Annotated in this window: 16 protein-coding genes and 1 riboswitch; of the genes, 7 read left to right on the forward strand and 9 right to left on the reverse strand. The window is 64.0% G+C overall.

What is annotated here, in order from left to right; genetic code table 11:
* From VI08_RS15335 to VI08_RS21845, 7 genes are all read left to right on the forward strand, one after another.
* A complete protein-coding gene (locus tag VI08_RS15335) occupies positions 1 to 540 on the forward strand; it encodes a phage baseplate assembly protein domain-containing protein (protein ID WP_045830484.1) in 540 nt (179 codons plus the stop codon).
* A complete protein-coding gene (locus VI08_RS21430) occupies positions 540 to 890 on the forward strand; it encodes a phage GP46 family protein (protein WP_084621549.1) in 351 nt (116 codons plus the stop codon). The genes VI08_RS15335 and VI08_RS21430 overlap by 1 nt, the downstream gene beginning before the upstream one ends.
* Positions 891 to 892: 2 nt before the next feature.
* A complete protein-coding gene (locus VI08_RS21435) occupies positions 893 to 1963 on the forward strand; it encodes a baseplate J/gp47 family protein (RefSeq protein ID WP_084621550.1) in 1071 nt (356 codons plus the stop codon).
* Entirely contained in the window at positions 1960 to 2475 is a 516-nt protein-coding gene (locus VI08_RS15340; protein WP_052697998.1) for a putative phage tail protein, read from the forward strand. The genes VI08_RS21435 and VI08_RS15340 overlap by 4 nt, the downstream gene beginning before the upstream one ends.
* 7 nt (positions 2476 to 2482) lie before the next feature.
* On the forward strand, positions 2483 to 3484 hold the full coding sequence (locus VI08_RS21440; RefSeq protein ID WP_084621551.1) for a phage tail protein: 1002 nt from the start codon (positions 2483 to 2485) through the stop codon (positions 3482 to 3484).
* Positions 3485 to 3512: 28 nt separating this feature from the next.
* Entirely contained in the window at positions 3513 to 4088 is a 576-nt protein-coding gene (locus VI08_RS15345; protein ID WP_045830485.1) for a hypothetical protein, read from the forward strand.
* Between the two features lie 202 nt (positions 4089 to 4290).
* Complete coding sequence (locus VI08_RS21845) at positions 4291 to 4779, forward strand: hypothetical protein (protein ID WP_157006837.1); 489 nt, start codon at positions 4291 to 4293, stop codon at positions 4777 to 4779.
* 514 nt (positions 4780 to 5293) lie between these two features.
* Here VI08_RS21845 and VI08_RS15350 read toward each other — a convergent pair.
* The 9 genes from VI08_RS15350 to VI08_RS15390 form a co-directional block, all read right to left on the reverse strand.
* The gene (locus VI08_RS15350; RefSeq protein ID WP_045830486.1) at positions 5294 to 6190 is read right to left on the reverse strand and encodes a LysR family transcriptional regulator; all 897 of its coding nucleotides are present in this window, start codon (positions 6188 to 6190) and stop codon (positions 5294 to 5296) included.
* Positions 6184 to 6396 (reverse strand): hypothetical protein, encoded by a 213-nt coding sequence (locus VI08_RS15355; protein ID WP_045830487.1) that lies wholly within the window; start codon positions 6394 to 6396, stop codon positions 6184 to 6186. The genes VI08_RS15350 and VI08_RS15355 overlap by 7 nt, the downstream gene beginning before the upstream one ends.
* A complete protein-coding gene (locus VI08_RS15360) occupies positions 6393 to 7061 on the reverse strand; it encodes an epoxyqueuosine reductase QueH (protein WP_045830488.1) in 669 nt (222 codons plus the stop codon). The genes VI08_RS15355 and VI08_RS15360 overlap by 4 nt, the downstream gene beginning before the upstream one ends.
* On the reverse strand, positions 7058 to 7948 hold the full coding sequence (gene mmsB, locus VI08_RS15365; protein ID WP_045830489.1) for a 3-hydroxyisobutyrate dehydrogenase: 891 nt from the start codon (positions 7946 to 7948) through the stop codon (positions 7058 to 7060). The genes VI08_RS15360 and mmsB overlap by 4 nt, the downstream gene beginning before the upstream one ends.
* Entirely contained in the window at positions 7945 to 9117 is a 1173-nt protein-coding gene (locus tag VI08_RS15370; protein ID WP_045830490.1) for an enoyl-CoA hydratase/isomerase family protein, read from the reverse strand. The genes mmsB and VI08_RS15370 overlap by 4 nt, the downstream gene beginning before the upstream one ends.
* Complete coding sequence (locus VI08_RS15375) at positions 9102 to 9896, reverse strand: enoyl-CoA hydratase (protein WP_045830491.1); 795 nt, start codon at positions 9894 to 9896, stop codon at positions 9102 to 9104. Before VI08_RS15375 ends, VI08_RS15370 begins: the two co-directional genes overlap by 16 nt.
* Positions 9893 to 11068, reverse strand: coding sequence for an acyl-CoA dehydrogenase family protein (locus VI08_RS15380; RefSeq protein ID WP_428992160.1), 1176 nt, complete (start codon positions 11066 to 11068; stop codon positions 9893 to 9895). Before VI08_RS15380 ends, VI08_RS15375 begins: the two co-directional genes overlap by 4 nt.
* Before the next feature lie 11 nt (positions 11069 to 11079).
* Positions 11080 to 12603, reverse strand: coding sequence for a CoA-acylating methylmalonate-semialdehyde dehydrogenase (locus VI08_RS15385; RefSeq protein WP_045830493.1), 1524 nt, complete (start codon positions 12601 to 12603; stop codon positions 11080 to 11082).
* Between the two features lie 125 nt (positions 12604 to 12728).
* A riboswitch (cobalamin riboswitch) is annotated at positions 12729 to 12945 on the reverse strand.
* Positions 12946 to 12997: 52 nt separating this feature from the next.
* A complete protein-coding gene (locus VI08_RS15390) occupies positions 12998 to 14026 on the reverse strand; it encodes a methionine synthase (protein WP_045830494.1) in 1029 nt (342 codons plus the stop codon).
* Positions 14027 to 14028: the final 2 nt, after the last annotated feature.

Consider the following 14028-nt stretch of genomic DNA (forward strand, 5'->3'; position numbering starts at 1 on the left):
ATGACATTCACACGCCAATTTTTCAGCGCCGGCCGCCGCGGGGCGCATAGCGCACGCCAGGCATTCCGCGCGGTACTCACCCGGCTGGACGCGACGCGGGCCATCCCACCCGCACAGGCGACGGGCGTTTCGGGCGAGACGCTCGCATGCGAACTCATCCAGCAATACGGCATGGCCTCGGCGCCGCCTGAAGGGGCGGAGGTCGTCATCCTGCCGCTGGGCGGCAGCTCGACACACGGGGTCATCGTCGCGTCGATCCACGGCGAGCACCGTATTGAGCTCAAGCCGGGCGAGGTCGCCTTGCACACCACCGAGGGCGACTTCCTGCATTTCAAGCAGGGACGCGTGGTTGAACTGGTCACGGAGACGTTGCGGGTGACGGCCTCGAAGGAGGTCTTGTTCGACACGCCTGAGCTCAGATGCACCGGTGATATCGCCGACAAGGCCCGAAGCATGGCCGCCGACCGAGAGATCTACAACGGGCACGATCACATCGTGCCGAATGCAGGGAAGTCCGAACCGCCGGGAGCGCAACAGTAATGGACCACGAAATCGACCCGGTGACCGGAGACCTTACAGGCAGGCGAATCACTGACCTGCGCAACGCGGTCTATCTTCGACTTCAGGTGCCGCGAGGTAGCTGGTTTGGCGACAAGGACCTTGGCAGCCACATGCATCTTCTACGGCGCGCCAAGGCAACACCACGGACGCTTAAGCTGGCTATTCACTACGCGAATGATGCTTTAGCGCCGCTCTTGGCGGATGGCCGAGCTCAGTTAATCGAGGTGGACGGCTCGTTTTCACGAAAGAACCGACTGGCATTACGAATCATCGTCACTGAACCGAGTGGCGCAACCCATAACTTTAACCACGACGTTATTGTTGCCTAAGCATGCCTATACAGACGCCTACCTTCGAGTCTTTGCGAGCGCGATACCTCCGCGACTTACGCAACGAAGAGAACGATACCAGTACTGACTCCGACAACGCCGTACGGGCCGCCAGCGTGGCGGCGGTGGCCGAAGGTCTGTATGCAGAGATCCAGTGGCTTTATCGACAGATTTGGGCAACCGACGCTGACGCGGATGAGCTCGAGCGTCACGCCCGTGACCGCGGTCTAACGAGAAAACCTGCTATCGCTTCGATTGGTACGTGTCGGGTTACCGGACGGCCTGCCGCCCGCCTTCCAGAAGGCGCAGCAATTCGTCACCCTGCTGGCACGACCTTCACGACGATGGCCGACGCGGTCGTGGGGCCTGATGGAACCACGAAGGTCAGGGTCGTCGCGGTAGACGCAGGGTCCTCAACCAACGGCCTGGCTGGGCCGGCGACTGTGATCTCGCCACCCGCAGGTCTCGATTCCGATGCGCTTCTCGTCGAAGCACTAGCGGGTGGCAGCGATGAGGAATCCTCACTGGCACTTCTGAATCGATATTTGGATGTCATCCGCAGGCCCCCAGCTGGTGGAAACCAGTACGACTATCGGCGCTGGGCGAAGGACGTGCCTGGGGTCGCCGACGCATGGGTGTACCCGCTAAGGAGTGGTCTGGGCACTGTTGACGTGGCCATCGTGGCGGAGGATGGGCTTCCCACTCCCGAACTCGTACAAGCAGTTCAATTTGCCATCGATAGAAACCGTCCTGCGGGGGGCCGTGCCGGACAGGTATTTTCTCCCAAGGAACTGCTTGTCGATGTCGTAGCGAAGGTTGATATCGCAGACGGCTACACGCTGGAAGGCTTGGTTACGAGCGGCCACCCGCTGGTTGCGGCGCTGATTGATCGGATCGCGCCCGGGGAGCCTCTGCGACGAAGCCTAATCGAAGGCGTTCTTACGAATCTACCTGGGGTCAACGATCGTCACCTCGTATCGCCAGCGACAAACGTGAAGCCGGGCTCGGGCCAGGGAGAAGCCTCGCTGGAGTGGATTCGGCTAGGGCGATTTGTTCTGGAGCCGATGGAATGATCATTAACGATGTTCTCAAGAGCCTTCTTCCGCTCGGGGCGTACTCGGCTAACGGACCAAACATTTCGCGACACATACTTGCTGAGGCAGAGCTATTCGCGGAGCTTAGCGCCGTCTTAGGGCGCCTCCACGGCGCTCTTCATCCGAAGACCGCCGTTCATGACCTGGAAGAATGGGAGCGTCTCTACGCGATCACACCGTCGCCAGGCTCCTCTTTGCAACAACGTTCCCAAGCGATTAGCAGCAAACAAGCGGAGGTCGGAGGGTTGTCGAAAGACTACTTCAAGCGGCTCGCCCGTGCCGCCGGCTACGCAATAACGATTTTGGAGCCCGCTCCTTTCGAAGTCGGCCGTTGTCGGTGCGGCGACGCCCTGTACCGAGAAGAGATTCGCTTTGTTTGGCAGGTCCACATAGACGAACGCCCGATCGGATCCACCTTGGCTTCCGATGAAGCACTCGAGGCCACCTTCAAGGATCTGAAGGCGGCGCACACCTATTGTCAGTTCATCTGAGTCAACCATGTATCCCATTGACACACGTACCGCCGTCGCGAAGCGCCCCGAGATCACCGAGCAAGGCACTCCGGGATGGTTTACTCATGGAGACAGCGAGAGAGGCGAGCCACCCACTGTCGTTGATGCCGACTGGATGAATCGCGTTCAAGCCGAGCTCATGAATGCGATAACCGGCGCGAACATCGAGCTGGAAAAGAAAGATACGCACCAGCTTCTCGCTGCGATCAAGGCCCTATCTCGAACCAGCCCGTATATACCTGGCCAGATCATTGCCTTTGCCGGAGAAAGAGTGCCGGCGAATACCCTGCGTTGTGACGGTTCGCTGGTATCTAGACATGCCTATCCTGCCCTTTTCGACGCCATCGGTGAACGCTATGGCGAGGGTGATGGAACTACAACTTTCTCGATCCCGCTAGTCGGACCTGGCCACACACTGGTTCAGGCGGCGCAAGTGGATGCGATCGGAGAGGTCACGGTAGGCGATGTTCTTTCTCATACCCATGCCGCTAGCATCGCCAGCGCCCCTGATCACTCCCATGGAATTAGCATTGCCGACGGCGGCGTACACAGCCACGGAGCGGCAGCTGGTGCGGGTGGTCACCATGATCACAGTGTGTGGACCGATCAACAAGGCTGGCACGGTCACGGCGGCTCAACCGGCGCGGATGGCTCGCATGCACACTCCTATACAGCACACATCGGAGGCCCCGTCGACGGAGCTGGCAAGGGCAGCACGCCTGCCATGTCCTCCCAGAATACGTCCGTATCGGGCCACCATGCGCACGGCCTTTACATCGACGGTAACGGTACGCATGGGCACAACATTGGAATCGCCGGCGGGGGGACTCACGGGCACGCCATCGATGTAGCGGCCGCCGGTGGGCATTCGCATGCTGCCAGCAGTGCGAGCGCCGGGGCGCACTCGCATGAACTTCAGGTGGATGCATCGGGCGCCGCCTCAAATCTCGCGGCCGGGCTCTGCATTATTTACTGCATTGCATATTGACCCTCGAGCGGTCTTATCAAGGAGCTATATGGACATCTTCAGGTCAGAGGAAGGCTTGGAATTCGTCATCGGTTACTCTTACAGCGAGATCACCCGCGAATATCTTTCTGAGGTTCGCGTGTATCGGCTCGGTGACGATCAACGATTCGTTCTCCCCCGATTCTCGACGCTAGCCGTGCCCGATCTCGAAGCGAGGGTCCATAGTGCGCAGCAGTTCGACATTGAAGCCAACAAATGGCGTACGGCCCAGGACTTCCGTACCGCACGGCTATATTCGAAGGCGTCGGGCCGAGTGGAGGAAAACCGGCTGAAGCTCGGAGATAGCATTCCGCGCCACCTGACTGTTCAGGCTCCGCCGGCGCACGGGCCACATTTGCAGACTGCGGTCCACTGGGACGAGTCGAAAGACCAATGGGCGCTCGTGCCTGACTTCAGTAGTACGCCACTGTGGCAAAAAGACGGCGCGCACCTGGCTCCTTCGCTAGCGGTCGGGGAGCCGATCCCACCCGAGCTCACCCCTGTTCGGCCGCCCTTGGAGCTGCTGAACGCAGGCGGAGTGATTCATTGGCACGAGGACTCCAAGGTTTGGAGGCGCGTCCCGTGAGCTAAGCAACTGAAGCCCGTCAGATGCGAGCCCACCCAACCAAACCAAGCGCCGGCGTCGTGTGCGGTGATCTAAGGAATCACTTCTACCACTGTTAACCACGAGCATATGGACGACACGAGTGTAGGCGAACGCTGACTTACGCAGGCTGGTCGATGTGAAAGCATCTCGCGCTCATTGAATCACGAGCCATTACCTCTGCATGAAAACTAGTTACCATTCAATCATCCGAAATGCAGAGAAGCCTTTAAAATACTGGATGAAAGTGGCCGCCTTCGTCGCATTATCGATATTGTTAGTGTCGACAGGAGCCATACGATTAGAAACTTCTGAGGACATCATCAACGATGCTGCCCACCTGGCGAGCGTCTCGGTAATGGGAGATTACCTCGAGTCATTGGAACGCATATGGGAAAAGAGAAACAGAGACTGTGGCGCGCCCGGCGAGTTGAGTACTGGAAGCTACGCCGAGTCAGCCCAGCGTATAGCTGAAAGTTTTGAAGAAGCGAGCGAAGAACTCGAACGAGAGAGCCCCTACCAAGTTTGCGCAATCGCAGCGAGGGATGTAGCCCTTCAAATGGCAAACTGCAAGGGCAAGCGGAGCGTGGAGATCAGCAAGAGGCTTAAGGGGCTGTGGGAGATCGACAAAAGACGGTGCCTTCTCGAAATCAAGTTTGCTGATCCCAGATAAAAGTAGATCAAAGCAATTGAAACCCGGTGACGCACGCACTGAGCTCGACCACAAAGTGATCCAGGCAGCTGAGAGGCGACCACCGTGACTGCCGTCGGGCACCGTGCGGGCCCTGCTCCGGGTTCAGCACCCGCCGCTATCACGGCCCGTCAAACGCACCTTTGAACACCCGAACCGCCTCCCCCACCGCCACCTCATGCGCCTCCCCCTGATGCCCAGCCTTCCCACACTGCGGCACATCCTTCCTCCCCTGTGGTCGCCTGCGGCCTCCTTGAAGCGTTCCTGCATGGTGAGATCCTTCAGCCATGCGCCGATGTCGCGTGCCGTGAGCTCCGGTGCTTCAAGCTAGGGTGCGAACACGCCGTCGTCCTCAGCCACGGGGTGTGCTATCGCGGCATGCATGCGGTTGCAGGAAGTGGCGCAAGCACGCCCGACAGGCGCTGTTGCTCGCGATTGAGCCGGTCCTGCTGCGCTCGCGGCCGCCGGCTGATGCAGGAGCGGACGATCTGCGCGTTTAGCCCGCGGCGTGCCCACTTGCCCGGGCCAACGCGAAAAAGGCGGCCACATAGTCGACGCGCACATCCACCTCTCGCACCCCAAGGTGGATTTGTTTGGCGATGCCCGCTTCGCCAAGCCGGAGTGCCACCAAGGGCATCTTTGCCGCGTATTCCTCGGCGAGCCAGCGCGGAAGCGCGGCAACGCCACGGCCGCTCGCCACCATCTGCATCATGATGTCGGTCGTCTCGATCGCCTTTTGCTTCCTGGGGCTGATACCTGCCGGCTGCAGAAACTGGCTGTAGATATCCAACCGGTCGAGCGTCACCGGATAGGTGATGAGCACCTCGTTGGATAAGTCCTCAGGTTTCAACCATGCGTGCCCCGCCAGGGCGTGCGATTGACTGACGACGAGCACCTGCTCGTAATCGAACACAGGCTCGTAGTGAAGCCCCGCCTTGTACAGCGGATCGGGCGTGACAAGGAGGTCGATCTCATGCCCGAACAGTGCGCCGATCCCGCCGAACTGAAACTTCTGCTTCACATCGACATCGACCTCGGGCCACGCTTTCAAGTACGGCGAGACGATCTTCAGCAGCCATTGGTAGCAAGGATGGCATTCCATGCCAATCCGCAAAGTACCGCGTTCACCCTGCGCAAACTGACGCAGCCTGGCCTCGGCCAGCTCGAACTGAGGGATGAGCCGGTTGGCGGCCGCGAGAAGGTATTCGCCCGCCTGGGTCAGGCGCATGGAACGCCCCTGGCGTAGCCACAATTCCACGCCCAGTTCCCGCTCGAGCTTGCGCATGGTGTGGCTCAGTGCCGACTGGGTCAGGCACAGGAACTCGGCGGCTTTGGTCAGCGAGCCTTGCTGCTCAACGGCGCGCAGGATGGTGAGATGTCCGCGCTCTAGCATGGTGCGCGCACCACCTTTTCGTAGACCTGGCATTGGGGATAGAGGCGTCGCGTGAGCACCAAAGCTTCCCGCCGGTTGCTGGCACGGATCCGCTCGACGAACACGCGTTCGCCGGATGCCGTCGGCGGCTCAAGCAGGGCCGTGGCCGTCGGCAAGGCGATGGCAGCGGGGGCGACGACGGTAACGAGGAAGACCGGCTTGGTCATGCGCCCGCCTTCCCCTCGGCATCATCGCCGTAGAACTGAACCCCCAACTGGATACGGTCGCGCCCCTGGGCCTTGCGGTGGCGATTGGTGTCCCGCAGCGAGTACACGCAGCCACAGTATTCTTGCTGGTAGAAGCGTTCACGCTTGCTGATCTCGATCATCCGTGAACTTCCGCCGCCCTTGCGCCAGTTGTAGTCCCAGTAGGCCACATCGTCATAAGGCGCCACGGCGCGGTGGCCCGAATCGTTGATCTGCCCCATGTTTTTCCAGCGGGAAATGCCCAGCGAGCTGGTCATGACCCGGAAGCCATGCTCGTGCGCATAGAGCGCGGTGCGCTCGAAGCGCATGTCGAAGCACATGGTGCAGCGGATGCCGCGCTCCGGTTCGTTTTCCATGCCCTTCGCCCGGGCGAACCAGTTATCCGTGTCGTAATCGGCATCGATGAACGGCACGCCGTGCTTCTCGGCAAAACGGATGTTCTCATCCTTGCGCAGGAGGTATTCCTTCTGCGGATGGATGTTGGGGTTGTAGAAGAACACGGTGTAATCGATGCCGGACTCGACGAACGCTTCCATCAGTTCACCCGAGCATGGCGCGCAGCACGAGTGCAGCAGCAGCTTGTCCGCGCCGCCGGGCAGCACGAGCTTTTCTCGATGCGTACTCATGCGTCCGGCGCCGCCAGCTTCACGATGCTGGAGAAATCCAGCCCGCCGCGGCCCGCCTTGCTGTTGAGCGCATACAGGTTGCGGGCCAGCTCGCCCAACGGGATCGCCGCGCCCACCCCCATCGCAGCCTCGGCGGCAAGGCCAAGATCCTTGAGCATGAGGTCGGTGCCGAAGCCACCGGTGTAGCCGCGTGATGCGGGCGCGTTCTCCAGTACGCCGGGCCATGGGTTGCAGACCTCGGTGGCCCAGCTGCGGCCGGTGCTCACGGCCATCATCTGTGACAGCACGGCGGGGTCCAAACCATGGGCCGCACCCAGGGCCAACGCTTCCCCAGTCACCGCCATGATGACGCCCAGCGCCATGTTGTTGCAGAGCTTGGCCACCTGGCCGGCGCCGCTGCCGCCTACGTGGAAGATGTTCTTGCCCATGGCGCCCAGCACGGGGCGCGCGCGCTCCAGCGCTTCGCTCGCGCCACCGACGATGAAGGTCAGCGTACCGGCGGCGGCACCGGCCGTGCCGCCCGAAACCGGCGCATCCAGCATGGCCAGGCCACGCGCGGCCGCGGCTTCGCTGACCTTCTTCGCGACGGCAGGTGCGATCGTGCTGCAGTCGATGACTAGCGCACCCTCCGGGATACGGGCAAGGATGCCGTCTGCCCCCAGGTACAGGCCCTCCACGTGCCGGCTGGCGGGCAGCATCGAGATGACCACCTCGGCGCCTGCCAAAGCGTCAGGCGCACTCGTCGCGGCCTGCGCGCCGTGGCCCACCGCCGTGGCCACGGCGTCGGGCAGCAGATCGAACACGCGCACCGCGTGGCCCGCCTTGAGGAGATTGGCGGCCATCGGCCCACCCATGTTGCCCAACCCGATAAAGGCGATCTGTGTCATTGGGGTGTTGCTCCTGGAACGGTTGGAGCGCCAAGGGAGGCGAGCGGATGATGCGCCGCGTCCCACGTCGCTTTGAGAAAGTCATCGGCCCACGCGCTCGATGCGTCAGCCACGGTCGCCGGGTGCCAATGCGGCTGGCGGTCCTTGTCGATAAGCAAGGCGCGAATGCCTTCCATGAAATCGCCATGGGCTGCGCAATGCAGCGCGACGACGTACTCGAGGCGGAACACATCGGCTAACGACATCCCGCCCGCGCGATGCTGTAGCTCATAGGCCAGGCGCGCCGAGCCGGGGGCCCCCGCCGCGAGGGCATCCCTGGCCGTGGCCAACCACGGGTCATCGCCTTCCATGCCGAGGATGCCGCGGGTCATATCGTCCAGGCTTCCGCTCGCCACGATGGCGGCGATGCTCGCCTGGTGGGCCTGCAGCGGGCCCGGCGCAGCGGGCGACGCGAAACTGGCCAGGAGGGCGTCCACCGTGCGCGCGTTCGCACCGGGGTCGCTGCTCCAAGGCCCGGCGGCCAACCCGTCCAGCACGGCATCGTGCCGGTCGCTGGTGATATGGATATCGGCCAGGTTCGCGTAAATGGCGTCGCCGGCGTTGAGGGTCGCGCCGGTGAGGGCGAGGAACAGGCCGGTGCGCAGGGGCACGCGATGCAGCAACCAGCTGCCGCCGACGTCCGGGAACAGCCCGATGCTGATCTCGGGAAACGCAAGCCGCGAGCGCTCGGTGACCACGCGGTGCCCCGCGCCGGCCATCAGGCCCATCCCGCCGCCCATCACGATGCCATGGCCCCAGCACACGATGGGCTTGGGGTAGGTGTGGATGCGGTAGTCCAGGCGATACTCAACGGCGAAAAATTCGCTGGCGTAGCGGTTCTCGCGGATATCGGTATGCCCGGCCTCGCGATACGCCTGCATGGATCGATAGAGCCCGTGCAGGTCACCGCCCGCGCAGAAGGCCTTTTCCCCGGCACCTTGCAGCACCACGACGGCGATGGCGTCGTCATCGGCCCACGCCGCCAGGCGCTCGTCGAGCAAGCGCGCCATGTCGAGCGACAAGCCGTTAAGCGTGCGCGGCGCATTGAGCGTGGCGATGCCGAGGCGGAACGCGCCCGCGGGCCGCTCTTCGAAAAGTACGGGGCTTTCCTCGTTCATGCGTTCGTCCATACGGGCGCGCGCTTGTCGAGGAAGGCCTGCACGCCCTCGCGCTGGTCGGCCGTGTCGAACAGGTCGACGAAGGCCTCGCGCTCGGCCACCAGCGCCGTCGACAACGGCTGGGAACGCGTGGCCTGCACGAGGCGTTTGCAGGCGGCAAGGCTCACCGGGCTCTGCTTCGTCGCCTTCTCCGCCCAGGCCAGCGCGAGCGCCTTGCCCTCGCCCTTTGGCGCCACCGCTTCCACGAGGCCGATGCGCTCGGCCGTGGTCGCGTCAACGCGTTCCCCAAGCAGGATCATCCGCTTGGCCCAGCCTTCACCAACGAGGCGAGCCAGGTTCTGCGTACCGCCAGCACAGGGCAGCAGGCCCACGCTTGCCTCCGGCAGGGCCATCTGCGCGTGGGCCTCGGCGATGCGCAGGTCGCACGCCAAAGCGCATTCGAGCCCCCCGCCCATGGCGTAGCCGTTGATGGCGGCGATGCTTACGCCCCGAAATGCCGACAGCGTCTCGAAGGCTTCGCCGAACCGCCGTGCGGCTTCACGGGCCACGGCCTTGTCGCCATCGGCGAACTGCTTCAGGTCCGCGCCGGCCGAGAAGAACTTCTCGCCGTCGCCCGTGATCACCAACGCGTAGACGGAGCGATCGGCATCCAGCGCGCGGACCAGGTCACGCAGGCCGGCGAGGCTCTCGCGCGTCCAGGTGTGCGCGGGCGGGTTGGTGAGCGTGATGACTGCCGTGTGCCCTTCGTAGGCGACATGCAGGCCCGGGTAGGCCGTCTCCGCGTGACTCATCGCAATTCCTCGTCGGTGTTGAGCAGGTGGCGCGCCACGATGACGCGCATGATTTCGTTCGTGCCTTCCAGGATCTGGTGCACGCGGCAATCGCGCAGCAGCCGTTCCACGGGGTACTCACGGATGTAGCCGTAGCCGCCGTGGATTTGCAGGGCGTCGTTGCAGATGGCAAACCCGGCGTCGGTCGCAAAGCGCTTGGCCATCGCGCACCACACGGTGGCATCGTGGCTGCGGGCGTCGAGCTTGCGGGCTGCGGTGTGCACCATCTGCCGCGCGGCGACCAGGTCCGTCGCCATGTCGGCGAGCTTGAACTGCAGCGCCTGGAATTCCGCCAGCTTCTTGCCGAACTGGCGGCGCTCGCCCATGTAGCGGCGTGCGGCATCAAGCGCACCTTGCGCTGCGCCGAGCGAGCAGGCGGCGATGTTCAGGCGGCCACCGTCGAGGCCTTTCATGGCGATACGGAAGCCCTCGCCTTCGGCACCGAGCCGGTGGTCGGCAGGGATGCGCACGCCATCGAACGTGACGCCACGCGTGGGCTGGCTGTGCCATCCCATCTTCTCTTCGTTGCGTCCGTAGCTGATGCCTTCGGCATCCGCCGGCACGGCAAAGGCCGTGATGCCCTTGGGCCCATCGCCACCGGTGCGTGCCATCACCACCAGCATGTCGGTAGCACCGGCGCCGGAGATGAAAGCCTTGCTGCCGTGGAGCACGTAGTGGTCGCCGTCGCGTTCCGCCCGTGTACGCAGGGAACCGGCATCGGAGCCCGCGCCCGGCTCGGTCAGGCAATACGATGCGAGCCGGGCACCGCTAGCGAGCGCCGGTGACCACGCGTCGCGCAACGCTGGCGAGGCATGCGCTGCCAGCATCCACGTGGCCATGTTGTGGATACTGATGAATGCGGCCGTTGACGGATCCACCGCCGCCAGTTCTTCGAACACGATGGCGGCGTCCAGGCGCGTGAGCCCCGAGCCGCCCGCTTGCTCGGGCACGTAGAGCCCGCAGAAGCCCAGTTCCCCGGCTTTGCCGATGGCGGTGCGGGGGAACTCGCTTTCGGCGTCCCAGTGCGCGGCGTGCGGGCCGAGTTCGGCGAGCGCGAACTCGCGCGCCGCCTCCCGGTACGCCGCCTGCTCGTCACTGAGCCCCACCGCGCCCGGCGTGGCATGCATATCCATGGCGGCGGCCATCAGCGCAGGTGGATCGTGGTGTTGACGCCGGCGCTGAGCGTCTCATCATCGAACCACCGCTGCGTCACCGTCTTCGTCTGCGTGTAGAACTGGATGACCTGCTTGCCGTACGGGCCCAGGTCGCCCAGCTTGGAAGCACGCGAGCCCGTGAACGAGAACAGCGGGACGGGCACCGGGATAGGCACGTTGATGCCGACCTGGCCCACGTCGATGTCCTCCTGGAAGCGCCGCGCGGCGGCACCGCTCTGGGTGAACACGGCCGTACCGTTGCCGTTCGGGTTCGCATTGACCAGCGCGATGGCGTCATCCAGCGAGTCCGCGGCCAGGATCACCAGCACGGGGCCGAAGATCTCCTCGTCGTAGATGCGCATGCCGGGCTGCACGCCCGAGAAGATCGTGGGGCCCACGAAGTTGCCGTCATCGAAGCCCGGGACGGACGGCTTGCGGCCATCGAGTTCCAGGGTCGCACCCTGTTCCACGCCGGCGGCGATCAGCGCTTCCACGCGATCGCGGGCGGCGCAGGAAATCAGCGGCCCCACATCCGTGCCCGCTTCCGTGCCAGCGTTGACCTTGAGCGTGCGCGCCTTGGCCACGAGATCGGGAATCCAGCGGCTCGCCTCGCCCACCAGCACGGCAGTGGAGGCAGCCATGCAACGCTGCCCGGCCGCGCCAAACGCCGCACCCGCCAGCGCGTTGAGCGTCTGCTCCTTGTTCGCATCAGGCAGCACCACCGCGTGGTTCTTCGCGCCCATCATGCACTGGGCGCGCTTGCCCGCCAGCGTGGCACGCTGGTAGACGTGCGTGCCCACGCGCGTGGAACCCACGAACGAGATGGCCTTGATGGTGGGGTGGTCGCACAACGCGTTCACCACGTCCTCGCCACCGTGCACCACGTTCAGAACGCCCTTGGGGATACCGGCCTCCAGCGCGAGTTCCACGAGCCGCATGGTGACCATGGGATCCTGCTCGGAGGGCTTCAGCACGAAGGTGTTGCCCGTGGCGATGGCCATCGGGAACATCCAGAGCGGAATCATGGCCGGGAAGTTGAATGGCGTGATGCCGGCACAGACGCCGAGCGGCTGCAGCAGCGTGTACGTATCGACGCCGTTGGCGACGTTGTTGGCCAGTTCGCCGAGCTGCAGGTTGCCGATGGCCGCGGCGTGTTCCACCACTTCCAGGCCACGGAACACATCGCCCTCGGCATCCGGCAGCGTCTTGCCCTGTTCCGCCGTCAGCAACGCGGCCAGCTCGCCCATGTGCTCGCGGATAAGCTGCTGGTACTTCAGGAAGATGCGGGCACGCGTGCCGATCGGCGTCTTGCGCCAGGTCTTGAACGCCTCGGCGGCGGCCGCCACGGCGGCGTCCACCTCGGCGTGGGTGGCGAAGGGCACGCGGGCCAGCACGGCCTGCGTGGCCGGATTGACCACCGGGCGCCAGTCGTTCGTGGTGGATTCCACGAAGGCGCCATCGATGAGGAGCTTTACCGTCGCGACGGTGGGGTTTGCCTGGTCGAACTTGTTCATGGTCGTGTCTCCGAATCGCACACCCGCGAAATGAGCGGGCGGAGGAGACAAGACGACACAGGGCGACGGGCAACCGCGGCCTGGATCAGCTCGCCTGGTTGCCCTCCGCAACACCCGGGAACAGCGCATACGCGCCGACACAGGCCGGTCTCCGGGCTTGCGAGCGGGGCCAAGGCCCCACCCCGGCGCCTTCCCGCGCATCTGCGCAGTGGCGTGTCGCCGGGTGTTCTCGCCTACCGTTGCGGGGGCAGCGCCGGATTGGGGTGGTGGCACCCGGACCGGCTTCCCGTTTCACCCTGCGCACTGAGGCAGCGGCAGGACACCTGTGATTCCACCAGTGTGGCCGGGGCGGCGCCCCTCGGCAAGCTGCACTGCGGAATATCGAGCCGCGGCGTCAGCTCGACAGCTCGCCACGGACGATGGCCGCGCCTGCGCTGAGCGCATGGAGCTTGTCCCGGGCCACGTCACGCGGCAACGGCGCCATGCCACAGTTGGTCGAGGGGTAGAGCTTATCGGGGTCGACGAACTGCAGCGCCTTGCGCAGCGTGCTGGCGACCTCTTCGGGCGTCTCGACAGTCTGTGAGGCAACGTCGATCGCGCCCACCATCACCTTTTTGCCCCGCACCAGCTCGACGAGGTCGATGGGGACTTTCGAGTTGTGGCACTCCAGCGAGATGATGTCGATGTTCGAGCGCTGGAGTTTGGGGAACGACTCCTCGTACTGGCGCCATTCCGAGCCAAGCGTCTTCTTCCAGTCGGTATTCGCCTTGATGCCGTAGCCATAGCAGATGTGCACCGCCGTCTCGCACTTCAGACCTTCGATGGCGCGCTCGAGCGCGGCGACGCCCCAATCGTTCACCTCGTCGAAGAAGACATTGAATGCCGGTTCGTCGAACTGGATGATGTCAACGCCAGCGGCTTCCAGCTCCCTGGCTTCCTGGTTCAGGAGTTTGGCGAATTCCCAGGCCAGCTTTTCCCGGCTTTTGTAGTGCGCGTCGTAGAGGGTGTCGATCATGGTCATGGGGCCGGGCAGCGCCCATTTGATGGGCTGCCGGGTCTGTTGCCGAAGGAACTTGGCATCCTCGACGAAGACCGGCCTGGGCCGGCTCACCGCGCCCACCACGGTCGGCACGCTCGCGTCGTAGCGGTCGCGGATCCGGACCGTCTCGCGCTTCTCGAAATCGACGCCTTCGAGGTGCTCGATGAAGGTGGTGACGAAGTGCTGGCGTGTTTGCTCACCGTCGCTAACGATGTCGATGCCTGCGACCTGCTGCTCGTGCAGGGACAGGCGCAAGGCATCCTGCTTGCCCTCGATGAGCTGCTGGTCCTGGAGTTTCCAGGGCGACCAGAGTTGTTCAGGCTGTGCAAGCCAGGAGGGCTTCGGCAGGCTGCCGGCGGTGGACGTCGGGAGAATCTTATTCATGG

The organism is Luteibacter yeojuensis (assembly GCF_000964085.1).
Classification (GTDB): domain Bacteria; phylum Pseudomonadota; class Gammaproteobacteria; order Xanthomonadales; family Rhodanobacteraceae; genus Luteibacter; species Luteibacter yeojuensis_A.